This is a genomic window from Flintibacter sp. HCN-6482 (assembly GCF_037892565.1).
Taxonomy (GTDB): Bacteria; Bacillota; Clostridia; order Oscillospirales; family Oscillospiraceae; genus Lawsonibacter; species Lawsonibacter aceti.
The window spans coordinates 382112-408084 of sequence record NZ_JBBKBK010000003.1 but is presented as its reverse complement, the minus strand read 5'-3'; the positions used below and the strand labels follow the sequence as shown (position 1 = coordinate 408084).

The 25973-nt window shown below is 50.6% G+C and carries 25 protein-coding genes; 17 read left to right on the top strand and 8 right to left on the bottom strand.

Annotated elements, in window-relative coordinates:
* Positions 1-638 precede the first annotated feature (638 nt).
* From WKS99_RS11560 to WKS99_RS11495, 14 genes are all read left to right on the top strand, one after another.
* On the top strand, positions 639-1400 hold the full coding sequence (locus WKS99_RS11560) for an IclR family transcriptional regulator (protein WP_186853347.1): 762 nt from the start codon (positions 639-641) through the stop codon (positions 1398-1400).
* A gap of 205 nt (positions 1401-1605) precedes the next feature.
* The gene (locus WKS99_RS11555) at positions 1606-2436 is read left to right on the top strand and encodes an RraA family protein (protein ID WP_186853348.1); all 831 of its coding nucleotides are present in this window, start codon (positions 1606-1608) and stop codon (positions 2434-2436) included.
* A gap of 44 nt (positions 2437-2480) precedes the next feature.
* Positions 2481-3299 (top strand): RraA family protein, encoded by an 819-nt coding sequence (locus tag WKS99_RS11550; RefSeq protein ID WP_186853349.1) that lies wholly within the window; start codon positions 2481-2483, stop codon positions 3297-3299.
* A 23-nt stretch (positions 3300-3322) separates the two neighbouring features.
* Entirely contained in the window at positions 3323-4363 is a 1041-nt protein-coding gene (locus WKS99_RS11545) for a tripartite tricarboxylate transporter substrate binding protein (RefSeq protein ID WP_186853350.1), read from the top strand.
* Positions 4364-4437: 74 nt separating this feature from the next.
* A complete protein-coding gene (locus WKS99_RS11540) occupies positions 4438-4899 on the top strand; it encodes a tripartite tricarboxylate transporter TctB family protein (RefSeq protein ID WP_262670033.1) in 462 nt (153 codons plus the stop codon).
* Between the two features lie 11 nt (positions 4900-4910).
* Positions 4911-6413, top strand: a complete 1503-nt coding sequence (locus WKS99_RS11535; RefSeq protein WP_186853352.1) for a tripartite tricarboxylate transporter permease — start codon at positions 4911-4913, stop codon at positions 6411-6413.
* Between the two features lie 1203 nt (positions 6414-7616).
* A complete protein-coding gene (locus WKS99_RS11530; protein ID WP_340406068.1) occupies positions 7617-8405 on the top strand; it encodes an IclR family transcriptional regulator in 789 nt (262 codons plus the stop codon).
* 315 nt (positions 8406-8720) lie between these two features.
* Positions 8721-10409 (top strand): nitrilase-related carbon-nitrogen hydrolase, encoded by a 1689-nt coding sequence (locus tag WKS99_RS11525; RefSeq protein WP_340406066.1) that lies wholly within the window; start codon positions 8721-8723, stop codon positions 10407-10409.
* A gap of 18 nt (positions 10410-10427) precedes the next feature.
* A complete protein-coding gene (locus WKS99_RS11520; RefSeq protein WP_186853355.1) occupies positions 10428-11741 on the top strand; it encodes a cytosine permease in 1314 nt (437 codons plus the stop codon).
* Positions 11742-11785: 44 nt separating this feature from the next.
* Positions 11786-12871, top strand: coding sequence for a DUF917 domain-containing protein (locus WKS99_RS11515; RefSeq protein ID WP_186853356.1), 1086 nt, complete (start codon positions 11786-11788; stop codon positions 12869-12871).
* Between the two features lie 110 nt (positions 12872-12981).
* Positions 12982-13653 carry an AroM family protein gene (locus WKS99_RS11510; protein WP_340406063.1) on the top strand — a complete coding sequence of 224 codons (672 nt, stop codon included), beginning with the start codon at positions 12982-12984 and terminating at the stop codon, positions 13651-13653.
* Between the two features lie 12 nt (positions 13654-13665).
* Positions 13666-14607 (top strand): aminopeptidase, encoded by a 942-nt coding sequence (locus tag WKS99_RS11505; protein ID WP_186853358.1) that lies wholly within the window; start codon positions 13666-13668, stop codon positions 14605-14607.
* A 15-nt stretch (positions 14608-14622) separates the two neighbouring features.
* Entirely contained in the window at positions 14623-15483 is an 861-nt protein-coding gene (locus WKS99_RS11500; RefSeq protein WP_186853359.1) for a hypothetical protein, read from the top strand.
* Positions 15480-16148, top strand: a complete 669-nt coding sequence (locus WKS99_RS11495; protein ID WP_340406059.1) for an aspartate/glutamate racemase family protein — start codon at positions 15480-15482, stop codon at positions 16146-16148. Before WKS99_RS11500 ends, WKS99_RS11495 begins: the two co-directional genes overlap by 4 nt.
* A gap of 421 nt (positions 16149-16569) precedes the next feature.
* Here the strand turns inward: WKS99_RS11495 and WKS99_RS11490 are convergent, their stop codons facing one another.
* The 8 genes from WKS99_RS11490 to WKS99_RS11455 all read right to left on the bottom strand — a co-directional run bounded on the left by WKS99_RS11490 (position 16570) and on the right by WKS99_RS11455 (position 21061).
* The gene (locus WKS99_RS11490; protein WP_340406057.1) at positions 16570-16839 is read right to left on the bottom strand and encodes a hypothetical protein; all 270 of its coding nucleotides are present in this window, start codon (positions 16837-16839) and stop codon (positions 16570-16572) included.
* A 51-nt stretch (positions 16840-16890) separates the two neighbouring features.
* The gene (locus WKS99_RS11485; protein WP_186853361.1) at positions 16891-17055 is read right to left on the bottom strand and encodes a hypothetical protein; all 165 of its coding nucleotides are present in this window, start codon (positions 17053-17055) and stop codon (positions 16891-16893) included.
* Between the two features lie 72 nt (positions 17056-17127).
* Entirely contained in the window at positions 17128-17352 is a 225-nt protein-coding gene (locus WKS99_RS11480) for a tautomerase family protein (protein WP_340406053.1), read from the bottom strand.
* On the bottom strand, positions 17318-17509 hold the full coding sequence (locus WKS99_RS11475; RefSeq protein WP_340406051.1) for a hypothetical protein: 192 nt from the start codon (positions 17507-17509) through the stop codon (positions 17318-17320). Before WKS99_RS11475 ends, WKS99_RS11480 begins: the two co-directional genes overlap by 35 nt.
* Positions 17510-17525: 16 nt before the next feature.
* On the bottom strand, positions 17526-17726 hold the full coding sequence (locus WKS99_RS11470; protein ID WP_340406049.1) for a hypothetical protein: 201 nt from the start codon (positions 17724-17726) through the stop codon (positions 17526-17528).
* Between the two features lie 28 nt (positions 17727-17754).
* Positions 17755-17880, bottom strand: a complete 126-nt coding sequence (locus WKS99_RS11465) for a hypothetical protein (RefSeq protein ID WP_279287590.1) — start codon at positions 17878-17880, stop codon at positions 17755-17757.
* Positions 17881-18536: 656 nt separating this feature from the next.
* Entirely contained in the window at positions 18537-19736 is a 1200-nt protein-coding gene (gene gltS, locus WKS99_RS11460; protein ID WP_186853364.1) for a sodium/glutamate symporter, read from the bottom strand.
* A gap of 83 nt (positions 19737-19819) precedes the next feature.
* On the bottom strand, positions 19820-21061 hold the full coding sequence (locus tag WKS99_RS11455; protein WP_340406046.1) for an NAD/NADP octopine/nopaline dehydrogenase family protein: 1242 nt from the start codon (positions 21059-21061) through the stop codon (positions 19820-19822).
* 150 nt (positions 21062-21211) lie between these two features.
* On the opposite strand from WKS99_RS11455, the gene WKS99_RS11450 reads away from it, so the two are divergent.
* The 3 genes from WKS99_RS11450 (at position 21212) to WKS99_RS11440 (ending at position 25943) form a co-directional block, all read left to right on the top strand.
* Positions 21212-22099: a LysR family transcriptional regulator gene (locus WKS99_RS11450; RefSeq protein ID WP_340406043.1), complete on the top strand. Its 888-nt coding sequence runs from the start codon at positions 21212-21214 to the stop codon at positions 22097-22099.
* A gap of 1147 nt (positions 22100-23246) precedes the next feature.
* Positions 23247-23516 carry a hypothetical protein gene (locus WKS99_RS11445; RefSeq protein ID WP_340406041.1) on the top strand — a complete coding sequence of 90 codons (270 nt, stop codon included), beginning with the start codon at positions 23247-23249 and terminating at the stop codon, positions 23514-23516.
* Positions 23517-24419: 903 nt separating this feature from the next.
* On the top strand, positions 24420-25943 hold the full coding sequence (locus WKS99_RS11440; RefSeq protein ID WP_340406039.1) for an AbgT family transporter: 1524 nt from the start codon (positions 24420-24422) through the stop codon (positions 25941-25943).
* Positions 25944-25973 lie beyond the last annotated feature (30 nt).

Sequence of the window (25973 nt, the reverse complement as noted above, 5' to 3'; positions counted from 1 at the left end):
TCGCTGACTTTTAGGGCCGCCTCGGTCGTCACACGCGACGGCCGGGCGGCCCGCCCCTATATATAGCCTCTTTTGTGTCTCAATCATGCTTTTAGGATTTCAGCGGCCCCATTCCCATTAAGGACTTCGCTTGATTCTAGGTATGAGGGAAAGGCGCAAATTAGCAAGGAAGAAAAGACTATGCTCCCACCTGGGAAACAGACATAAATCAGTCTCACTCCAGGGACCAAAGCGGTATGGACCGCGAAATTCCTCCATCATTCTCTTTCTGTGCTGCGGCAACATTCTGTTCATCGCTGGCATAGCCATGCCTCGTAGACGTCGTATATACAAAAGTGTAGTCCTTACTGTAAGAAAAACTACAAACAAAATTCAATCATGAGCTGTGCCGCAGGGGTCCCCCATTATGGCACAGTTCTTTAATTTTTATAAAAACTGGTCAAAAGCTGGAGGTCGTGTAAGCCCCGTTTTATCTCTGGCTTTTCTGGATCTGGAGCAGGTAATAAGTAGAAAATTGAGTCGGGTATAAATTAAAAGGCCCCACATGGTTGCCCTGCAATCTTAATTTGCCAACCGGTAATTGACATGCGTTGAGCCCCCCGCTACAATAGCAAAAGAACGAGAGGGAGGGATACTATATGACATCTGGTGAAAAAACCGTTTCACTGTTGAAATTACTTGGGCAGGCTCCCTATGTCCACAGTGTTACTGAACTGGGAGAAAAAATTGGATGCACAAAGAGCGGAACATGCAAGCTATTAGCGGCCCTGGTAAAAAGCGGATTGGCTACCCAAACTGTAGATCGAAAATACACTCTGGGACCGGTGGTATATATTTTAGGAAAAACTTATGAAGATCACATCGGCTTATCCAAAATGGTTAAGCCGTATTTGGTGCGGCTACGGGATCTCACCGGGGAGAACGCCTCCTTCAGTATGTTGGTTGACGGAAAGGCCAACCTGGTCTACCGGGAGGAGAGTCTCCAAGCCGTCCGGGTGGCTGGCAGTGTGGGGCAAGAACGCCCCCTGTATGCCGGTGCCAATGGGAAGGTCTTGGGGGCCTTTCAGAGCGACGAGGTCATCCGTCGCCGTCTGATGGAGGAACCCATTACACCACTGACTGAGCGCACTATTATTTCGCCAGATGAGCTTTTGAAGGAGTACGCTAAAATTCGCGCACAGGGATATGCCATCAGCGATGGGGAATTGAGTATTGAGACCATCGGCATCAGCGCCCCCATTCGGGATGAGTCCGGGACCGTCTGGGCGGCTATCTCCATCGGCGCTCCCCGACTGCGGGTGGATCAGACCAAACTAGAACGGTACATCTTTTTAGTCAAGGAAATCGCAAAGGAGATGTCCAAGGATCTAAGCAGCGGCGCCATTGGAAATTCACTGTGACAACGCAGGAAACATCCCCGTACTCATTTTCCTATCAGGAAACAGTATCGGGGATTTTATTAAAAATTGTCCAATATAAATGTGGAATATTGATGAATTTTCTTTGATTTTCTTGTATATATTGAATATTTTTCTTTCTTATGATATCCTATATTCAGAAAATAAGTTTCCTATTTAGAAATATCATTAAGAAGGAGTATAGGTTATGGATATCACACAAGTGGAAAAGGCTAATGAAGAGGTTGCCGCCCTGCGCGCCCAGCGCGACAAGGATTACGCGGAGTACGAGGCGGCCGGACGAGTCTGGGGTCTGGTCCCCCGGGAGCGGATCACTCGGATCAAATTTCCTCGCGTCAGCAGGCAAATTATCGACGGTTACCTATCCATGGAGGACATGAGCACCACTGTCTCTGATGTACTGGACTCCTACGGGATCGACGGGGCCATCCCCACTTCTTATTTGAAGCCAGTGATTCCCGGCAGCAAAATCTGCGGTCCCGCGGTAACTATTCGGAACATTCCGGTCCGTAAGACACCCACCCAGGGCGCCCACGACCATGACTTCATCGCAATGTCTACCCGGGATATCTACTACCTAGGAGAGCCAGGCGACGTTTTGGTGTCCGACTTTGGCGGTAACCTGGATGTATCCAACATGGGCGGCCAGAGCTGCACCGTTGGCAAAAGCTGCGGCTTTGCCGGCAATATTGTCAACGGTTGCTGCCGGGATGTGTCCTCCATCCGAGAGATGGGTTACCCCGTATTCAGTTGCGGCACCACTCAGATCACCGGAAAGTTCCGCATGGAGTGCATCGAGATGAACGGTCCTGTCACTCTGTGCGGCAAACTGGTCATCCCCGGCGACCTAATGGTGGCGGACGACTCCGGTGTGTGCATCGTCCCTTATGAACTGGCAGAGCCTGTACTAGAGGAGTGCCTAAAGATCGCCGCCTCCGAGGAGCGGATGCGCCAACTGATCGTATCCAAGGCTCCTATTTCTGAATTGCGGCCTCTGTTCCGGGCACGGTATAAATAAGAGCCCATATTTCACTTTGCCGGAAACGGAAAGGAGTTTTTGATATGATAGATCCGAAAGTTGCCGCTGACTATGAAGAATATAAGGCGGCAGGACGTATCTGGGGCGTAATCGACAAGGAGAACATCAAGATGATCAAGTTCCCCCGAGTGCCAAAGGAGATTGTCGATGGCTTCAAGGCACTGGAGGACGACCTGACCGGAACTGTCAGCGACCTTCTGGACGCACTGGGTTACAACAAAGTGATCCCCGCTTCTGTACTGAAGCCCATCGAGCCGGGCCACTTGATTGTTGGCACTGCGGTGACCCTGCGTAGCATCCCCATCGAAAAGACCACTACTAAAGGCCTGATGGACCACGATTTCATCAAAATGGCCTCTCGAGAGGTTAATTATCTGGCAGAACCCGGCGATGTACTGGTGGGTGACGCCGGCGGTATGACGGATATGAGCAGCATGGGTGGTCAATCCTTTGTTTCCGCCAAGATTCGTGGACTGGAGGGTGTGGTCATTGATGGTGCGGTCCGAGATGTTGGCGAAATCCGCAAGTATCAGATGCCCACTTGGTGCCGAGGTGTCACCCCCAAGACAGGCAAGTGCCGTATTGAGGCCATTGAGATCAACGGCCCTGTGGTGCTTGCAGGTGTCCAGATCAATCCTGGCGATCTGATCATCGCTGACGACTCAGGGATCTGTGCCGTACCTCCTCAGCATGCAGCTTATATACTGAAAAAATGCCAAGAAATCCTGCCTGACGAGGAAGTCATGCGGGAACTCATTGAACGGGATGCCCCCATTGCAGAAATTAAAAAGCTCTTCCGCAAGCGCTACACCGACGACGCACCCAGCACCGAGAACACCTAAGTAGTCTTTAGGAGGAATTTGATATGAAAAAGCTTGTTTCTTCCGTTCTGTCTCTCGCCATGCTCCTCTCTCTCGCAGCTTGCTCCGGTGGCGATCACTCCAGCACCTCCGCCGGCGGAAGCACCAGTTCCAACACCGGATCCAGCGCAAACACTTCGGGTGACTCTAGTACAGCTCCACAAGTAGAATTCCCTGAAATCATTACGGTCACTGTCCCCTTCAATGCTGGCAGCAACACCGATATCCAGATGCGCTTTATTCAGCCCTACCTGGAGAAACACCTTGGCGCTACCTTGGTAGTCAACAACGCCGGCGGCGCCTCCGGCGTCATCGGCACCACCGCTTTTGTCTCTCAGGCGGCGGACGGTAGCAACATCCTGTTCAGCCTCCCTACCCCTACTGTCTACCGCCCCGCTAGCGGCGAAACCACCTACACGGTGGACGACTTGATCCCTGTCTCCCGGATCACCGCAGATCCCTTCTATCTGGCAGTTTCCGGAGAGAACGACAAATTCCCTGATGCCCAGTCCGTCCTCACCTATATCCAGGAGAACCCCGGCCAGTTCACCTACGCCAATGCCGGTAACGGCGGTATCGCCCATGTGGCCTTTGCTTCTTTCCTGTCAGGCGAGGGGCTGGACGCCCTCAGCGTCCCCTTCACCGGCGGTACCTCCGACTGCTACACGGCGGTGATGGGTGGTCATGTGATGTCTTATGCAGTAAGTGAGTCCGAGCTGACCGGCCGCTCTGACATCCGGCCGGTGATCAATCTGGGCTCCAAGTCCAGCACCCCAGGCTTCGAGGACGTACCCACCCTAGGAGAGCTGGGCTATGAGGGCTATGAGACCAACGCCTTTGCCGGCTTCTACTACATGAAAGGCGTGGATCAGACCTATGTAGATGCCTTTGACGCAGCAGTCAAGGCCACCCTTGAGGACGAGGAATTCCAAGCTGCGGCAGCGGAGTCCAACTTTATGCACAGATATGCTGACCATGAGGAGTTCTCCCAGCAGGTACACAATGCTGCAGAGCTGGCAGTTCCTGTCCTGGAGTCCCTCCAGTAAGCTCTCACGATGCTGGACCGGCCGCGTCCTGTCTGGGGAAGCGGTCCGGTCCAGCTTCATTTTAGACATTCGAGGTGAAACCTTTGAATAAACGAAATTGTATCACCGGAATCTTAGTGCTGGCATTTTTCATTTTATTTTATGTTTACAGTCTTCAGCTCCAGCCCGCAGCGGCCCTTTGGCCCAAGTTTATCTGTGTGACCGGCATGGCTTTGTCTGCCGCTAACATCGTGATTTCCGGTGTGAAGTGGCAAAAAGAGCGGGACCAGGCGACGGTATTTCCTCTAAATTCAGGGCAAATCAAGCGCGGCATCATCCTCGCATTTATCGCCGCGCTCTGGATCTTTGCGATCCCACGGGTTGGCTTTTTGAGCTCTTCCATGTTATTTACTGGAATTACTATTTTAATCTTTGAGCCGGTCAAAGATAAAAAGCATATCGTCCGGGATATCATAGCGACTATCTTTTTCTCTGTTTTCCTGTTCGCCATGTTCTCTCTTCTGGGCATCCGATTCCCCAGAGGGATCCTGATCTGAAGGAGGCACCCATGACCGAAATTTTAGGCTATATTGCCACCGCATTTTCTCCAGGTAATCTGATTTTTGCCCTTGTCGGCACGATTTTGGGAATCATCGTGGGGGCTCTGCCCGGCTTCACTCCTACTATGGGCATCGCAGTGCTTATCCCGGTAACCTACACCATCGACTCCACTACCGCTCTGGTATTTTTAGGGGCCATCTATTGTGGTTCCATGTTCGGAGGCTCCATCTCCGCTATTTTAATCAATACCCCTGGTACCAGTGCCGCGGCCGCCACCGCCATGGACGGTTATGCCATGACTTTGAAGGGGAAGTCTCACGAAGCTCTGGTGGAGTCCGCAATGTCCTCTTTCTGGGGCGGTATCCTCAGTGTTGTAGCCCTGCTGTTTTTAGCTCCCCCGTTGGCTCGTTTCGCCTTCCAATTCGGCCCCCAAGAGAGGTTCATGATGGCTCTCTTTGGTCTGACCATCATAGCCTCTTTGACCGCCAAAAGCGTACTCAAGGGCTTGATGATGGGTTGTGTTGGTCTGGTTTTGGCCTGTATAGGCATCGACCCTGTCCAGGGCAGCATTCGCTTTACCTTTGGCAGCACTTTTTTCATGGGTGGCATTCAAATGATCCCGGTGGTCATCGGCCTGTTCAGTATGTCCCAGGTGTTCACTTCTTTGAAAGATCCTCTCGAGGTGGCAAGCAAGGACTCTCTGGTGCAGTACAAGAGCAGTAAATTGAAACTAAAAGATATTTTCAAATACCCCAAAATCTATTGGTGGTCTTCTGTCATTGGTCTGATTGTGGGTATTATTCCCGGCACCGGGGGGGATGTGGCCTCCTATGTAGCCCACAACACTGGTCATATGTTTACGAAGGACCCGGATTATGGCAACGGTTCCCGGGAGGGTGTCGCTTGGTGTGAGGCGGCCAACAATGCGGTCACAGGCGGCACTCTGATCCCTACTCTGACTCTAGGTGTCCCTGGCAACGCCACCACAGCAGTGCTACTGTCCGCCCTTACCATCCAGGGCTTAACTCCTGGCTACGGCCTGTTCACCACAGAAAAAGAAATCACCTACCCCTTTATTTGCGCTCTATTTATTGCAAATGTAATGATGGCGGCCATCGGCATCTGGGGCGCTAAATACTTTGCCCGGGTTACTCTAGCCCCCAAAAATATTTTAAACGCCTGCGTGCTGTTCCTTAGCGTTATCGGAACCTATGCTATCCGGGGCAGCGTGGCGGACATTCTGCTCATGCTGGTGTTCGGCGTGATTGGCTATCTCTTGAAGCTATATAAATACAATGTGGTCCCCATTGTACTCGGCTTGATTTTGGGCCCCATCGCTGAAGCCGGTCTATCCCAGGCACTACTTTTAAACAACAATTCCATCTCTGCCGTATTTACCTCTATGGTGACCAGACCAATTTGTATCGTGCTGTTTCTGTGTATGGTAATCTCAGTCAGCTATCCTTATATCTCTCAATACCGCGCCAAAAAAAAGAGCCAGACATCGTAAGTTTTCTTCAAAGCCCATCTCAAACAGGGGAATGCGTCTGATCAAGGGAGGCATTCCCCTGTTTTTTCTATTGGACCGCTGACCCCTACTGTAATTTAGAAGCAGCCATTTGAAAGTTCCAGCGGTCCTATTGTGCAGCATATTCCCCACCAAGTTTACCTCCGACACTGAAACCCATGCAACTACCAAAGCGCAGTACAGGCGGCAGAGATTATGGAGCACATCCTCTCCAGTAGTCTATAGCCCTCTCTTCCCCGGAAAAATTTTCGTACGGCTCAAGAAATTAGTCAGACTAACGCCTCAACAAAATCATCAAGCTAGAAAAGTAATAAAAAGCAGAGAAGCCCCGTTGGAATCAGCTTATTCCAGCGGAGTTTCGGTTGCGGGAGGAGGGACTTGAATCTCCGACCTCCGGGTTATGAATTGCGGTTCGGATATGATTTCTGCTCTGTCGGGGGCTTTTGTACCCTTTCTGCAAGGAGCTTGTGTGCTGTCTGTCTCTGTTTGCTCCATTGGTTCCGTTCTGTCTGACCCTCGTGTATCACAGTTTGGGGCAGGCTAAAACGACCTCATTAAAACCGTGTACCGGCCAGGACTGAAGCCCCCGATCATGGTCGAATAACCTCCTCAACAAACACTTCTATGTGGGAGTCTTTGTAGGCTAGGAGGCATTGAATCTTTTGCATATCGAGTAAAAGAGCTCATACTACAACTGTTCCTCTACACTTGGCAAAACAAAAAACAGAAAAATATGATACGTTCCTGTTGTCTATTCTGAGTCTTTCAAGGGAATCAGGGACTTCTTATGGCACTGTTTTAGGATTTGGATAAAGGAACCAAAAATTTTGCACTAAAGCTGAAGGCGAGATGCAAAATTTTCACCCGTTCAGGATAATCCATAGATCGGTAAAAACTGCGGGCCTAGTTTTTTGCTGAGTAAGGTGACCGAGCGGCACCTTTGATCCGTATTCTCCGGAATGGACCATATGTCTCTATTAGCGAGAAAGTTGCTGACCTGAAGTAGATGGACATCGCTTTGAAACAGGGCGGATTAGCCGATTCACGCTTGATTCTCATACAGGTAAAGTCGAGGTAAAAACCATAAAACAAAAAAGTAAGTAGCAGCAATTTAACCTATCCGGTTGACAGAAGCGAGGAGAATTGGTACACTTTAAACGATTTATCTAATAAAGGTGGTACACCGTGAAAGAAGATTTGGATAAGCGGGATGACATGAGCTATCTGCAGACAGCAGGCCGTGCATTGTCTATCTTAAAAATGTTTCGGCAAGAGAATACCCTGTCTCTTCCTGCTATTGCCAGCGGGCTGGGCGTGGGGAAGACCATTGCATACCGGTTGGTACATACCTTAATGACAGAAGGCTTTTTGGTGCAGGACCCTCTTACTAAGCAGTATTCTTTAGGAGAACAGGTACTTCTGCTTGGTTTCTGTGCAGTGCAGAGGCAGGATGTAAAACGGATTGCCCATGACTTTCTCTGGAATTTTCATGAGCGCACAAAAATCAGCACCTATCTCACCATTCCCTGTGGAAACCAGAGCCTATGTGTGGATCGGGTGGTCTCCGACAGTACCGGGCGTCTGAGCACCGTGTTTGTAGGCGGAGTATATCCACTGTTCTGCGGGGCTACCAACCGGGTACTGCTGGCTTTTGCCTCCCCCCAGTTTCAAAGCGGATATCTGCGCAGCCTGGAACTGCCAGGGGAGGAAATGGCTCAGTTGGCCGAAGATCTGAAGCAAGCGCAAGCCCGCGGCTATGACTTTACCCATAACAGACTTACAGAGGGACTCTTTGCCGTTGGTTTTCCCATCTATAATTCCTCCAATCAGTTGGTAGCTGGCCTGAGTGTGGGTGGAGTGGATGACCCAGCCCGGCCGGATGCAGTGGAGCAATTCGTTCAGCAAGGCCGCCAGCTCGCTGTGGAAATTAACAATCAAATGGGCTCCAATTATTACAGCAATTTGATCTATTGATGATTTTATACTGAAAGATTCAGGAAAATAGCGCAAAAACAAGCCAGGCGGGGAGAAAACAACCCCCGTCTGGCTTGTTACATTTTGACCAAAGCCAATTAAGCAAACAGAATGTTTCCTGTGTATTTTACCGGCTTCTATCTTGACAAACGCTAAGTGTAGTGCTACTATAATTACAATATTCCATAATAAGATTTTTTATTTCTATTATAGGAATATTTGCAAAAATCGGATGACTATCTTGAGAAAAAATATTCAGTTGAAAGAAGTGGGATCGTCGGGAAGATTCGGGACAATAAAAGGAGGGTAAGGACCATGAAGTACAAGGGAGCGGCAATCCAATTCGACTGTCGTTTCATGGAAAAAGAGAAAAACCTGTCTCAGCTGGCCGGTCTGATACGACAGGCAGCCGGTCAGGGGGCAAAGCTCATAGTTTTGCCCGAAATGTGCGCTACAGGCTATTACTTTGACAGCATGGATCAGGCATCGGAGATGGCGGAGTATGTGATCGGCGGGCGGACGGTAGGGTTACTGGAGGACTTAGCCCGGGAACTGGACTGTTATTTGGTAGCCGGGCTCCCTGAGTCGGAGGGGGATCGACTTTACAACACTGCCGTCCTCGTGGGGCCAGGAGGCCTAATTGGCCGTCACCGGAAAATGCACCATTACACTCCTGACAGCACCTGGGCCAAGACGGGAGATGAGCCGGTAGCTGTATTTGACACCCCCATTGGAGTCGTTGGCATACAGATCTGTATGGATCTAAGCTACCCAGAAGCCTCCAGGTTGAGCCGCCTAATGGGGGCGCAGATTTTATGTTCCCCTATGAATTGGAGTGAGGCATCTGTCCCTTCCAGTATCTGGATAACCCGTGCCAAGGAAAATGGGATGTATGTCATTGCAGCAAACCGACACGGAGAGGAAAAGGGATTTTCCTTCTGCGGTGGAAGCGGTATCATTGGCCCGGACGGCAGGGTACTAGCATGTCACCCCTACGGAAACGGTATTGCTTTGGCCGAGATTGACTTGGATACTCAGACGGATAGGAGTGAGATCCCTCCGCGCCGCCCGGAGCTCTACCGTGAATTGCAGCTGCAGCGCTATCCTTGGTTCCAGAGTCAGTATTATCAGATCTTTGCTCCGCATCCTCTGCTCCAAGGCAGCCTGTTTTCTGTAGCGGTATGCAGCATGGAACCGGAGTACCGGGAGGGACATCTGGCCAATATAAAGCAGACCATCTGCCAGGCCGGAAAGCGAGGGAACCGCTTGTTGATACTGCCTGAGCTGGTACTAGGAGGCGTTCCCGAAAACCTGAAGCAGGCACAGCGTATCGCTATCCGGGCAGATGATCCAGTGTGGCCGGAACTGTCTGATTTGGCTGTAGAGAACCATGTCGATGTAATCTTGGGCTTTGTTCTGGAGGAGAACGGGAAGCTTTGGAATGCAGCGGAATGTCTGTGTGAGGATGGCACCCGACACTGTTACCGTAAGAGTCACCTGACTCGCCGGGAGGCACAGTGGGCGGAAGCGGGGGACCAGGCCGGGCTGATTCTTGACCGCCCCTATGGCAGAATCGGCATACTGTTAGGGAGTGAAATTATGGTCATGGAGGTACCCCGGCTGCTGGCCAACAGCGGGTGTGACATTTTTGCTGTCCCGGCGGTTAAAAATCCAAACTGTCTCTCCGGCTGCCCGGAAGCCCAGCAGGCGAGAGAGAATTATCACCCTGCCAGAGTACGTGCCAACGAAAACAATACCTACACAGCCTTTGCCGTCCAAGAGGGAATAAGCGGCATATTTGGACCGGATATGTTTCTTGAGCCCAGAGATGAGGTACTACTCCGAGAGAAAGGCTTCAGGGAAATGAAACTGGATACACGTTTTATTTTGACGGATATACAGGGCCACCCGGCGGTAAACGTAGTCCGAGAAAAACCTATGCTAGGCACTAGACATACCATTTGGTATGACCGGCTGATAGAAAAAACGGATTGTGTGCTGTAACAAAGAAAGGAGATAGCTATGAGTGACAAGCAACATAATGTGAGCACTTCGGTAACCGAGGGTGGTGTGGAAGAACAGGACTATATCTATACTCCCGTTCCCAAAAATAAACGGTACGGCTGGATCAAGATGTTTTTTGTCTGGCTGTGCTGGAATGTGGTGGTGGGAGATCTGGCCACTGGTACAGCACTAGGCTCCAGCATGAACTTTCGGGATGCCCTCATTGCCTTGTCTATCGGCGATATTATCCTAGTGGTAGTCATGATTATGACTGTGTATATCGGGTCCAAAACCGGACTGGCGGCTATGTCCCTAATCCGATTTACTGTGGGCCGGGTAGGAACTTATATTTTCTCGGCGATTATCTGTTTTACTTCCGTGGGCTGGTTCGCCACGCAGTTAGGTTTCTTTGGGCAGATCTGGACCAAGTACATCCCCCTGAGTGTGCCGGTGTTGGCAGTACTGGGGGGAATCATGATGGCCTCCACCGCAATCAAAGGATTTAAAGGAATGGAGAAGTTGAGCACCTTTGCCGCCATCCCCCTGTTACTGTTCATTGTTCTGGCTCTGGTCAACTGTGTACGTCTCATCGGTGTTGATTCTCTGTTCTCCTATAGCCCTACCGGCAATCAAATCGGCGCTATGACCACCGGCGTGACCACGGTCATCGGCAGCTGGGCTGCTGGCATGGCCACCGTGCCCGACTGCGGCCGGTTTGCAAAGACCGATATTGTAAAAATTTCTATTGTATGGGTTAGCGGTCTGTTTTTCGGCCATTTCCTGTTGCCCATCGCCGGCATTGCCGCCGCCCTGCACTTGGAAACGTGGGACTTTGGCGTGGTGTCCGACTACATCGGCGTGCTAGCCACCGGTTCCGGGTTGATTGGTGCTGTACTCATTACCCTGGCAGCCTGGACCACCAATCAGCAGAATCTCTACTCCGCAGCCAATGCCGCCTGCAACATCATTGAAGTAAAGAAAAAGGCCCCCATTACTATTATTTTAGGCGTCATCGGAATTGCTTTGGGCTTCTGTGGTGTAGTGGACTACTTTGTGCCCTATATGACTTGGCTGGGTATCGTGATTCCTCCCATGGCCGCAGTCATGGTGGCTGACTATCTGGTGCTCCCCCTGTTTGGGATCAAGCACGACTATAACTACAACGATATCTCCTATGAAAAGCTCCCTCTTATCAAGTGGCCGTCAGTTCTGGCGTGGGGCTGCGGTGTAGTAGTGGCCATTTTCACCCCAGGTATCCAAGCCGTCAATGGCATGGTGGCTACCGTTGTCCTACACGTAGTATTCAATCTGGTGTCTAACAAAAAACATTGAGTGCAGGGAAATTGTGGAGCAGATAACAGAAAGGAAGAAAAATCATGGAACGCAATGGGATTAAGCTGACCGAGCAACATGTCCGTTGGGCAGCTCTGGGAGGAGCCATTCTGGGCGGCGGTGGAGGAGGATCGGCGGTAACCGGGGCGGAAACCGGCGAGTTGGCTGTGCGGTTTAGCCCCCTGGAGCTGACTCCGCTGGATCAAATCGATCCAGAAACTGTGATTGTCACGGCCTCCATGGTTGGGGCTCCTGCGGCCCAGGAAAAGTTTGTTTCTCCCGCAGATATGATGCGCTGTGTGGAGCTGTTTATCAAGAGCACAGGAATTCGGCCCGGTGGCATCATCACTAACGAAAATGGCGGTGGTTCTACGTTCAACGGTTGGCTGGAGGCATCCGTGCTGGGAATTCCCTTATTGGACGCCCCGTGCAACGGTCGTGCTCACCCTACAGGCGTGATGGGCAGCCTGAATCTTCACCGCGATCCTACCTATGTCACCACTATGACCTGTGTCGGTGGTCGGAAAGAATTGGGACGGTATGTGGAATGCACTGTGACTGGTTCCATCGACCACTGCTCCAAGCTGGTTCGAGCGGCTGCAGTGGAGGCTGGTGGCCTAGTAGCTGTAATCCGCAATCCAGTAAAAGCCTCTCTCCTGCAAAAAAATAGTGCTGTGGGCGGGCTGTCCCAGGCTATTGAGACGGGTCACCGCTATGCTAGGGGTCTGGAGCAGTCTGTACAGGCAGGCGTACAGGAGGTTTGTGAGTTTTTAGGCGGCGAGATCCTAGCTCATGGCCCGGTAGAAGAGTATCAGTTGCGCAGTGAAGGTGGCTTTGATGTGGGTGTTGTCAAGATTTGCGGATATGAGATGTCTTTCTGGAATGAGTACATGACGGTAGACGGGCCGGACGGACAGCGCCGTGGCACTTTCCCTGATTTGATCATGACCTTTGACAGCCAGACTGGCCGACCGACCCCAACCTCTGACCTGAGACTTGGCCAGGAGGTCTACCTAATCCATGTAGGGTATCAACATTTGAAACTGGCCGCCCCCATGTTTGACAAAGATCTGCTAGCCGGAGTGGAAAACATTATTCACCGCCCCATGGTGGAACACGTTCCTTTCTGACAAAAAAAATTTGGGGGCAGGAAAAAAGCAATGCTGACCGACCCCCGCTGCCGGATCACTGGCGGCGGGGGTTTTATAGATCGAATAAATATGGGACGGAGGAAGACAAGATGATGAAAGTTGGCGCCATTACCATTGGACAGTCGCCCAGAGAGGACGTAATTCAAGACCTGCTTCCCCTGATGGATGATCGGGTGGAATTAATTCAGGCAGGAGCGTTGGATGGGCTCACCCGAGAGGATATTCGTGCCTTTGCACCGGGGCAGGAGGATTATGTCCTGATCTCACAACTGCAGGATGGGAGCCCCGTAATGTTTGCCGAGCGGTATATCCTACCCAGGTTACAGCAGTGCATCGAACTCCTAGAGGAGCAGGGAGCGGAGCTGATACTGTTTTTGTGCACCGGGGATTTTCCTGACGTGTTTCACTCCAAAGTGCCTCTGATTTTCCCCTGTAAGGTACTCAACGGCCTTGTGCCGGCACTGGCTAGCCGTGGAAAGATTGCTGTTGTGGTTCCCACCCCCCAGCAGGTGGCACAGTCGGAGCAGAAGTGGAAACAATACGTCCAAGAGAGCACTGCAATTCCTGCCTCGCCTTACGGAGATCAGGAGGCTCTGGATGAGGCTGCCCGGACCGTATCAGAGCTAGATGTAGATCTAGTAGTGATGGACTGTATTGGCTATCACACTGGAACGAAGGAACGGTTTCAGAAATTATCCAGAAAGCCGGTAATTTTGTCCCGAACCCTAGCGGTTCGCGTCATGATGGAACTACTGTCGTAAGGAGGAAAAAAGATGGAGCTAGTGGAGATCGGAAAAAATATATTGACCAGTTGTATGAATGTTCGGCCAAAGGAGCAGGTACTGGTGGTAACTGACGATGAAAAGTATGCTATTGGCCAGGCGCTGTATCAGGCGGCCAAGGTGTTGGGATCGGAGGCTATGCTGATGACCATGTCTCCTCGGGCAGTGTCGGGTCAGGAGCCACCCGCTGCGGTGGCCGCCGCCATGAAGGCTGCAGATGTGGTCCTTTGCCCTATGAGTACATCCATTACCCACACCCGGGCCAAAATCGAGGCTGCGGCGGCGGGAGCGCGGATTGCCACGATGCCAGGTATCACAAAAGATATGTTTACCAAGGGTGCTATGACTGCTGATTATAGGCGGGTCATGGAGTTCACCGAGCGAGTGGCAGAATTGTTAACTAAGGCCAGCACGGCTCGTATCGAGAAGCAGGGGCGTGTTATGACACTAGATCTCCGGGGCCGGCCCGGCGTATCCAGCCCCGGCATCTATCGAGAGAAAGGGCAGGCGGGAAATCTTCCTTCGGGAGAGGCCTATATTGCTCCAGTAGAGACAGGGGCCAACGGCAGCATGGTGATTGACGGCTCCGTGGTTGGAATTGGTCTGCTAAAAGAACCTCTGGAGGTAGAAGTAAAAAACGGGGTCCTGCAAAGTATTCGGGGCAAAGAAGCGGAAAAATTGGACATCCTTTTGAAAAGCAGAAATAATGCTACATTGTGTGAGTTGGGAATTGGTACCAACTATGCTGCTGGACTGGTTGGCATCATCCTGGAGGACGAAAAGGCCTATCAGACTGTCCATATCGCTTTTGGAACCAATGTGGGATTTGGTGGCAACAATCAGGCAGACTGCCATATCGATGGCATTATTAAAAATCCCACATTATATCTGGATGACAAGTTGGTAATGCTGGACGGAGTATTCCAGATCTGAAGGGATAGTTATGCTATGGAAACAGCCCAGTTTACTCTATGGGGAAGCCAGTGTCAGCAAATGATTGCCCACTGCATTGCAACAAGTGGCATTCTGACCCCCTATCTGGAGCATGGCCAAATTCTATTTAAGGGTTCTTCAACAGTGTCCTGCCTATCTAAACTGGTGACAGGTGACACCCTTCGTATCTGCGGGCGGTGGACAAAAAACGGCATGAAAGGGGCGTTGCATAAGTGCAAAGGGGCTCATTTCATGCTATATCGGCAGGGGAAAGCTCAAAAAGTGGATGATTGTTTGGAGCAGACCATGAAAGGCCTGGGTCCGGAGACACTATTTATTACCGGAGCAAATGCCTTGGATGCTTTTGGTCACGCTGCGTTGCTCATCGGAAGCCCGAGTGGGGGCGGCTATGGCATCTGCATGCCCTATCTATACACAGAGGGTATCCAAACATTAATCCTGTCCAGCGTATTGAAGCTGATCCCGGGCGATTTGACCCAAATCATGGGCCATGTGTCTATGCGGCGTTGTGGATTCTCTTATGGCATGGCCTGCAGTCTTGCCCCTATTCCTGGGGAGATTATAACAGAAATTGAGGCTATTCAATTTTTTGCAAAGGTGCAAGCTCAGATTTTTGCAAAGGGCGGGTTTTTCGGCGCCCAGGATTCAACAGCTATTCAGATTCAGGGAGAGCGGGATCAAGTGGAGCGAGTTCTTACGTTGGTAGAGTATATAAAGACCTTACCAGAGGAACCGCCAGTAGATCACGACAGCCTAGATGAGTGTAATTTTCCTTGCTCGGAGTGCGGATCCCATCACAGTTGCGGATATTCTGGCCGGCAAAATATTTTCCACAAAATTGGGGGAAAAGAGTGAATAAATTGAAAACATATAAAGTGGGCCTGATTCGGGTCTTGACCACAGAAGACGAGGAACTGCTACAGCTGCACGGAAAGCTTATCGAATCCTATTTCCCCATGCTGCAAGTAGTGTCCCGATGCATTCCCGATCAACCAGAGGGAATTCATGATGATGTGACATTTACTTCTGGTGTACCCAAGGTAGTGAAGCTTGCCGTGGAGTTGTGGCAGGAAGGGTGCCAAGCCATTATTGTCAGTTGTGCTGGTGACCCGGGAGTTGCAGAGGCAAAACAGGCAGTGCCTATTCCGGTTATTGGAGGCGGTGCCAGCACTGCCGCACTGAGCACATTTTTTGGCAGCTATCCAGCTGTCCTAGGTATTACTGAAGATGTACCAGAGAGCTACCATCGGATATTGGGTGATCGAATTGTGAACAATGCAAAGGGAGATGGGGTGGAGAATATTTTAGACTTGATGACAGCCAAGGGGTACGAGGCTACTATGGAAAAGGCGGCTGCACAGAAAGCACTGGGGGCTGATGTAATTGCTTTAAGCTGCACTGGAATGTCCAGTATCCAAATTGCCTCATCGATAGAGAAAGCAGTGGGAATTCCTGTTTTAGATCCTGTTATGTGCGAAGGACTATTAACAGTATTTGAATTGCTGCGAAAAGGAATCTAAACTATGCGTCTCTGCCAACCACCTTTCTGCGATTGGATGCCCACACCCGTTGTTGCAGAATCGGTATCACGAGCAGCAAACAGACATATCAAAAATTAGCGCACAACACCGAACGGTATGCTGGCAATTCCCCAGTTTTATTCCTTGTTGGCAATTATATACCAGACTGTAGCGCTTGGCAGAATCTTCCTTATCAATGGATCAGAGGGCAACTTGGAGCGACTTTCAAGGAATACTGTTGGCGCAGGGCCTTTGACGAGAAAAAACTGTCTGGGCCGCCGCCTCGGGGATAATAAGGTTGATTTTCTCCTTATGTACCACAATGTTCTCCCTCTGTTTCAAAAATTTCACCTTTGAATAGGCACAGAGGTACGACCGCAAAGCCGCACCTCTGTGTCGTGAAATCAAAAAGGAGGATCGTTTAGCCAGCCCAAATCTTTTTATCCGTAGGGATGTATATATCGGGCACTCGATAGGAAATGTGGCTCACGTTCATCACGTGTGTGTACCACAGATTTTCGCTGATGATGTTGTTGCCCCAGGTACCGCAGCCCAAGGTGGTGGTGGGGTTTAGGCCGTTGTCCATGGCACCGCCCAGAGCAGTGCCGCCCACCTGGTTGACCGCATAGCGGGACACATTTACCACGCCGGGGACCGCTTCAATGTGCTTCTGAGTATTAGAGTGGATCACCACACTGTGGTCAGGTTGGCCCGAGCAATTTCCATGGCCTCATCCTAGGTGTCATGCAGGAACAGCGCCAGCATGGGGAATGGGTTGAGACGGGTAATCATTGTTGGTGTTGGGGTTTGAAGCGCTGCTATTCGAACTGGAACCTGGGGAGCAGGCGGTGAGGATTGCCGTCAAGGATGCGGCAAAGGCAAAAGCTTTTACGATTGACTTTCTCATAAATAATCTCCTCTCTTCTCATATCCATACAAAAACTTTCTTTGGTACAGTATCTTCCAATTGCAAATCGCTTTATTCTTCCAAGGCCTTCTCCATCGGCTTTTTCTCCTCAAACTCCGGCATCTCAGCGGTCATGACTCCGCCCACGATATACCGGTTCCGGGGGAGTTCGTCCACGATGACCCGGACCTGCCTGGGCTTGGCGTCGAAGTTCCGGATCATAATCTCAGAAATCTCCACCATGGTCTTCTCGATGACCTCCTTAGGCTTGCCTTTGGGCATCTGAATGTTGCACATGTAGGGCATCCTGTTTCACCTTCTTTGAAAAATCTTTAGGTTTTCCGTCAATCATCAAATGGGAGCCTTCCCATCTGTCCAGCAGGTGGCATCGAACGTCCCGCTTGCCGCACCCAAGGTTTTCGCTGAGGATCTCCGTCACCCAGTTCATCAGCATGTTCTTGGCCTCCAGGCTACGGCCGGGGCCGCAGTTGAAGACAACTGTGGGGGGGCAGACGGCCTCTGCACTTGCCGCCCTCATAGATTTTTTCCGGGTCAGACTCGTAGATCCCGATGCGCACCATGAGGGGCGCAAGAATGTCCGCCGTGGCGGCTGTGATTTCCCGCAGGGACTTCTCCACCGCCAGGTCGTCCAGCCCCTTGGGCATGGACATACGATAAAACGGCGTACTTGGTTCCTCCTTAAAAATCCATCTCGATGGCATTGTATTTGATTTTGCCCTGATAGATGGTAGCCATCGGAGTAAACTTCACCGGACCCGGGTAGGTCAGACCGAAGGCGTCGCAGAACTCGCGCTCCCCGAACACCTATGCCCACATGACCGCCTCGGCTCAACGGCAGGCGGCGGAGATGATGAAAAACGCCCTCTCCGCCAATCTATAACCTTATTCAACCCAGAAAATTTCCCGTATGGGTCAAAATTTGAAAGCCAAAAATAATCCGCTGGAATCAGGCGATTCCAGCGGATTTCTGGTTGCGGGAGTAGGACTTGAACCTACGTGAGCTACGCTCTGAAGTTCAGTTTGGGCCTTTTCAGCGCTTTCCGGGCCTGTCCCAACCGAAGGCAGGTACTCTCCAAGTCTCTTTGCCCCGTTGCCTCCATTGATTTTTTCCTATTCTGGTTCAAGTTACGGGTCAGAAGATGTCAAGCAACGCAAAAACTTCTATAAAAAAGACAAAGAAAGGATCACAGAACAACCAAAAAATGTTTTATCAAAGCAAGGGCACCAATATCCAGAATAGCTGGTTTTCTCTCTGCTCTATCTAAACTCCAAGCGGCCAGACTGTCAAGAGGGTTTTCGAGGTACGCAGGTCACCAAGAGTCCCTCCTCATTCTCCTTGGTAAAACCTTGTGTGCAATTCTGTACGAAAATGCAAGGGAAAGCACACGGAGACGATGGGCCCCCGCCCGTAGCAACTCTACGGCCTTGGTTTTTGTGTAAGTTGGAGGAACATTCTCCGCTCATCCAAGAAGATTCATCAGAGCGGTTAAAATCAATGCATTGACCACATCGATAATCACGGAACCAACGCCTGGCACAACAAAGAACGCAGTGGGCGAAGGTCCCCATTTCTTTGTAAATGCCTGCATATTCGATACTCCATTGGGCATAGCCCCTAAACCAAAACCGCAGAAACCTGTTACCATCACGGCCGCATCATAATCACGACCCAAGATGTAATAGCCCACAAAAATCATAAAGATTGCGATGAACACAACCTGCGTGGCCAGGGTGACGATCATGGGGACCGCCAAATCAATTAGCTGCCACAGTTTCAGAGACATCAGCGCCATAGAAACGAAAAGGGATAAGCTAATATTACCCAGACAATCAATTTCCGGCAGAGGAGTTTCAAATTTTCCGGTGTAGGTGCTGACATTGCGTAGCACCACACCCATGACCATGCCTCCTACATAGGAGGGGAACGTGATGCCCACCATCTTCAGCAGCAAGTAGATAATAGTGCCCACGCCCATACATAAAATGATCTGATTCACTGCGGAAACCATACCTTTGGCACTCAGTGGGATCTCCATTTCATGGGTAGACGCTTGTGTCGGGTCCTCTCGGCGGGCAGCAGCAGTTTCAGCTAATCCGTGACGGCGGACCAGGAAGTTGCCCACAGGACCGCCAACAAGTCCGCCACTGACCAGGCCAAAGGTTGCAGCGGCCAAACCAACTACCAACGCCCCCTCACAGCCATAATTCGTTTCAAATAGAGGAGCAAAGGAACCTGCAGTACCGTGTCCACCGGTCATAGATGCCGAGCCGGTACACAGCCCCAGAAGAAGGTCGATGTCGAACAGCTTGGCCAGTCCAACTCCGATAGCGTTTTGGAAGATTACCAGCAGTGTCAGCAAAACAGTAAACTGAATGGCGCGCTTTCCGTATTTCAGCAATACTTTTACATCGCAGGTAAAGCCGACAGCGGTAAAGAACACCGTCATAAAAACATTTTGTAGGGTGGTGTCCAGTTCGAGCAGAAACATCCCTGACTGGTGGCCGAAAAGGACAACAAGCGAGAACAGGATGCCTCCTACCACAGGGTCAGGAATACACAGCCGATCCAGCACCTTAACGTAGCGCTTGATACCCTTGCCGGCAAAGAGAACGATCACGGCTACGGCCAAAGTTTGTAAAATATCCAAGGGGATTGTCATATGGAATCTCCTTTCATAATACGGTTAAAATCCGAATCTCAATCCCTGTAGCGTGAAACGTCGCAGGGATTGAACGATATCGTTCAGACTAGGCGGGTGCCCTCATTTAAGTAGGTTAGCAGGTCCTCCTTGGACATATTGTCAATGCCCAGATAGGCCAAGGTGTAGCGGCTGTCCTGGAAGAAGTTCTTCTTGTGCATGGCGCCGGCCAAGACAATCATGGAGTCGATAATGGGTGTGGGCACGCCGTACTGTACGCCCAAGTCGTGGTAAATTTTGCACCCAATGGGCACATCCTCGGTCATGTAACGGTGATGGATGGTGTTGGGGCCTGTGTTACCCTCGTTGGAGGGCTGATCCAGCGGGAAGACCACGTTGTCGTTGCCGTTCTCGTCTAGGCCCATGTACTCCTGAGTCAGTACGCTGCGGCGGGAGAAGAACATCTCATACTTGTACTCAGGGCAACCCACGCCGATTGCCTTGGCCAAGGCAATTTCTTCGTTATAAAACTGATACTGCACCTCGCAGATAGAGGGGCACAAGCCGTGGGAGTACATAGAGTAGGTGGTCTTATCGTTGCCGCAGAAGATAACGCCCCAGTTCTCCATGGTGGACACGCCCAGCACAGTGGCGGGGACATGAATGACAGGGTTGACGTTTGCAAAGTCAACGTCCAGAATGGTGTTGGCTTTGGAGGGGCCGTCGCCTCGAGTTACGGCATCCATGCAGGGCAGATACTTGGAGGCCTCCAAGAAATCATCGGTGTCCTTCATAGGCAGAGCAGCACCCCGCAACGTGATGGCGCGGTATTTGGCACTTACATGGGGGAACTGAAACTTACCGATGGACTCAATCCGGGTGCCGTAGGGGGCGGAGGACCAACCACCCACGATAACCTTCTTAGCGCAGCCCATTTCCTGCATCAGGCGGCGTAGAAGTAGGCAACCAAAGTTGTCGGCGAAGATATTGATTACCTGACCATCCTCTAGGTGGGGAATTAAGGCCCGGAAGGTTGCTTCATGCCCCCAAGAGCCCATAGCAATAACAATATGGCCCACACCCTTTACGGCGGCGGCGATGTCGCTGGTCACCAAGTCGAAGAAGGCCCGCCCAGAGCGCTCAAAGCAGTACTTGTTGCGCTGAACACCGTCCAGAAGGATGCCGGTCTTTTCCACGTCTTTCAGGGAACTGGCGGCGAAGGGCATAGCGTCATAGAGGCGTACCTCCTTACCAGCCAGTTTCATGTCAGCTGCGCAGGTCTTACCCACGGCGCCCCCGCCCAGTACCGCAATTGGCATATCCTGCAAATACTCCATCTTACTCATATCTTGCCTCATTCTTTCATAAGTTACAATTTTTTTAAAATGGCATCATTATTTTGTTGCAAATTCAATAATATAGTGCTAATATTAATTTGTAAAACGAATAGTTTAGATGAAGTTCATTCGATTTTTCGATTAAATAGAGGATAGCTTATGGATGAGCGTACACTTCGTGCATTTACAAAAGTAGCGGATCTAAAGAGTTTCACAAAGGCTGCAACCGAGCTCGGCTATGTGCAATCTACCATCAGCAATCAAATCAAGCAGTTAGAATGCGAGCTGGGATTTCCGTTATTTGACCGAATTGATAAAAAAATTTACCTGACCTCCCTCGGTCAGGAATTCCGTTCCTATGCTGATTCGATTTTAGAAAATATACATCGATCTGTCATGTTAGGAAAATCGGACAAAGAAATACACGGTGTCATTCGTGTGGGCGTTTTGGAATCGCTGTTATTCAGCACATTGGTCAACATATTGCCGCATTATGCCAGCCAATGGCCCAATATTGAGATTCAAATTAAAATGGGTCGGACAAAGGACCTCCAAGAGTGGCTCAGGCTAAACCAATTAGATATGGTTTACCTGTCTGACGACTTAAATTCTGATCCGGATTTTTTCTGTGCTTATCAGCATAAGGAGACACTGGCTTTTGTATCCAGTCCCAACCACGAATTGGCCGGTCGTGAGCAGATAGCCTTGGAAGATTTTTTCTCGTACCCCCTGGTCGTGACAGAGCGATCCGGCATCGTTTACCGAAAACTGCAACGCCTTGCATATTCTTGCGGGATGCTGCCTAAGAATTCACTGGTGGTGGACAATACAAAGGCGATTGCCGAAATATTAAAAAACAGTGAGGGGTTGACTTTCCTTCCCGAATATTCAGTCAGGCGTGATATAGGGAGCAACACTCTGGTCAAGTTGAACGTCAGCGTTGCACCGCAAATTTATTTCAGCCAAATCATCTACCACCGCGGAAAGTGGGTGGCATCCTTTATGAAGGGTTTTATAGATCTGATCCGAAAGCAGCATACACTTTAACCGTATTTTATGCTCAGTTCGTTTTTCCGTTTTGTGGACCGTATGAGCCTTTGCGATCTCTGCCCCGTAAGAGCAGAAACTGAGTGGTGGGGTAGAAAAAGACATTTTAGAACGACAAACTGCACTTTTCCCTTTGCGTCTCAAATGTAACTGTGTCAAAAAGAACATAGCCGGCGCACAGTATCCGGCGGCCTTGCCAATTTGACAAACGGCAGGACGAACCGTGGGGTTGAAAAAAGTGCAGTATAAAGGCAGGTTCTCAGACGGCCACCGCAGGAACTACTTCTGCTCGCAGTGCAGGCAGTTACGAGAGCTTTCACAGTGTATCAAAAGCGGGGGCAAAATTTGGCCTGTGATATCACTTCTGCGATCGTCATCCCCCGGACACCTACTGTCACAAAGAAAAAGCAGGGGAATCTGTCTGTCCTTTTCTATAAGAGATACCTTTTTCGGACTGGACACCTCATCCCCAAAATTGCGCCGCCTAATCAAAGATAAAAGTTCTCCCTGGGATCAAAAGAGCGACGTTTAACAAAGAGAATGTGCGAAAACCCAAAAATTTGAATCGTTTGATGACTCTGCGCCATTTCCCGTCTATTTCCCGTTTCCTTGGTATTGTGTGTCGTTACAAAGGAGATGGAACAACATGGGAAAACACGGAGCCGACAGGAAGGGCAATCTCCAGAAACGGAAGGATGGCCGTTGGGAGGGACAGTACACCGCCAGCCGACCCCTGGAGACCGGGGCTATATTGACAACTACATCAAGATAAACATTAGGAAGATCTCGCTTGGGCAAGCTCGCCTCTTTAGAGCTACAGAAGTTCCGCAAGAGGCTGCTAAACAGCGGCCGAGTGAATCGGGGCAAGAGCAAAAGCCAGCCATGCCAAGACGGTCAGAAACCTCCACCAGATTATTACCTCAGCTATGAAGCTGACAAAAGAGTTGGAATCAACTTTCGCTGGTCCAGCCTAGAGTTGCGCCATGCCCAAGGGGAAGTACAGGGAGATGACACCCCCCCGGTGGAGCAGCTGGGCTACTTTCTGCGGAAGGCAAGGGACATCGGTGTGTTCGAACTCTACTCATGGAGTTGGCCCCCGGAGTACGGAGAGGTGAACTTCTAGGTCTGAAGGTGGGAGGACCTTGACTTGGAACAGGGCGACCTCCGGATACGGCGGCAAATTGCCCATATTAATGGAGAGGTGGTGCAGGCCCCACTCAAAACAAAAAACGCCTACCGCACCCTGCCTCTGGAAAAGGATATGGTAGACATTCTGAATCAGCAGAAAAAGAAAGTCGGGGAAGGCCCCTGGGTGTTCCCTAGTACCACAGACGGTCCCATCTCTCCAGACAGCGTCCTGCACATGCTCCACCGGGTGCTGAAACGGGCAGGACTACCCAGAAGTCAGGTTCCATGATCTCCGGTATATCTTCGCTACCCTGGCCCCGCAAAACGGGGTAGATATGAAAAACGGTGTCCGGGATGCTGGGGCACCTCTCTGCCGGGTCCACCCTGAACACTCCAAATTTCCGTATGGGCCGGAACCTAGGTCAGATTTGAAAGCCAAAAATAAAGCTCATAAAAAAGTCGCAGAAAGCAAAAATAATCCGCTGGAATCAGATGATTCCAGCGGATTTCTGGTTGCGGGAGGAGGACTTGAACCTCCGACCTCCGGGTTATGAGCTGCTGTTGGTTTGTCCATCTGCTGCGGTTCAACGCTTTCCGGGCGTTTTTGGGCCTAAAATGGGCCCAAACCCGGAGGTTATATTTTCTCTGTTCCGACCCAGTTTTTCCGGTTCTGGGTCAGATCTTGGGTCATTCACTGAGATTCCTTCTGACACAATAAGCCTTTAGCGGAGGAATGTCATACTCCACCACATTTCCAATAATAGTGTGATCTACTGTACCATAACAGTGGGCCACAATGCGACAGTGTTGCGGTAGACAGAATCGACCGCAAAGATGGAATAGCTGGCTCCGAACTGCTCCACCGCCAGGTCGATTTGTTCGCAATAAGAGACGATATGCTTTAAACACTGCATACCGAGTTGTGGGAGGATTCATTTAGGAGAAACGATTTTCCCCCGCACAAGAGCTATGCCGCCTCCACAGAAATTGTCTATTTTGACAAATTTGATTGCAAAAACCCGTCTATATTTTAATAAATCACAGGACTAGACCTGTTGATACAAAGAAAAAGTGGTGTTGGACAGATTGGGGCCCTTGTATGATAATAATTCCATCGGGCCCATGATTATGAAAGAAAAAAAGAGGGAAGCGCTGCAAAATCAACAGATAGTGAAACGGGAGGTTGTTTCATGTGAAGAAAAAAAGCACGCTAGGGTTTTATGAGAGAGTAGAAAAAATTGGAAATAAAATCCCCAACCCTATGGTATTTTTTGTCTGGTTTGCAATTCTTGTCATCGTTCTCTCTTGGGTCTGTACTGCCGCCAGAGTGACAGCGGTTAATCCCGCGACTGGCGAGGTAGTAGTACCCTACAACTTACTATCCAGAGAAGGGATTGTCCGGATGCTGACCAGCATGGTCAGTAACTTCCAGACCCTCTCTGTTCTGGGGCCCGTACTGGTATGCATGTTCGGCGTGGGGATCTGTGAGCGGTCCGGTCTATTCCGTGTGGTACTGCAGAAGGTGGTAGAAAGCTCCAAAGGCTCTGATTTGCGGGTGCTGCTGGTTTTTACCTTTGTTGCTGTGTTAGCTGATGCCGCCGGCGGGACTGGCTATGTAGTGATGCCCATTCTTGGATCTGCTCTATTCGCCTCTATGGGTAAGCCAGCGGTGGCCGGCGCCCTGTGCGGATACGCCACAGTCTCTGGTGCCTTCTGTGCTAATTTGCTGCTGACCAATATGGACGTAGTCAACGCCAGCTTTACAGTAGCCGCCGCCCAAACTCTAGACCCCGACTTCACTGCATCCCCGGCTATGACATATTTTTTCTCGGCGACCTCGGTCTTTATTTTGACCGCTGCCTCTCTGTTTGTGACCACTCGTATAGTGGAGCCAAGACTGCGGAACCGGCCAAACGTAGTGGTAACGGAACGGCAGATTGCAGAACTCACACCAGAGGAGAACCGGGGACTGCGAGCCGCGTTGATTGCTGTTCTGGTGTATCTGGCCATCATCCTAGTTATGTGCATTCCCAGTAACGGATGGCTACGGGACCCAGAGACCGGTGGCCTGGTAATTGCCGCTGCTCCCCTGATGCAAGGTCTCCCCTTCTTTATTGCACTGCTGTTCTTTATCCCCGGTGTGGCCTACGGATTCAGAAGTGGCCACTTTAAAACCAGCAATGATTTGGTGGATGCTATGGGCAATGCCATGGTGGACATGGGTCCTTTCGTGGCCCTATGCTTTGTGATCGCCCAATTTTTGGCCTACTTTGAGTGGTCTAATCTAGCTACCATTCTGGCCATCAAGGGTGCGGAACTGCTGGAGTCCTCTGGTTTACCGCCGCTGGCCATCATGTTGCTATTCATTCTCCTGTGTGCGTTCTTGAACTTGTTTGTGGGCAGTGCCTCTGCCAAGTGGGGCCTGATGTCCTCAGTATTTGTCCCCATGTTCATGCTGCTGGGTTATCACCCTGCGGTGACCCAGATGTGCTTCCGGGTAGGTGATGCGGCCAGTGACCCCATCACCCCGGCCTACGCCTATTTTGCCATGCTGCTTTCCCTGTGTAAAAAGTATGACAAGGATTTTGGATTTGGGACCCTGATTTCCAACATGCTCCCCTATTCCCTGACTTTCCTGGCCTGCTATATGATCCAGTTCATTATCTGGTTCGTGTTCCAGATTCCCCTGGGGCCGGGTGTCAGCTTTATGCTATAAACGCTATCATTGTATATCATTAAGGAGGTT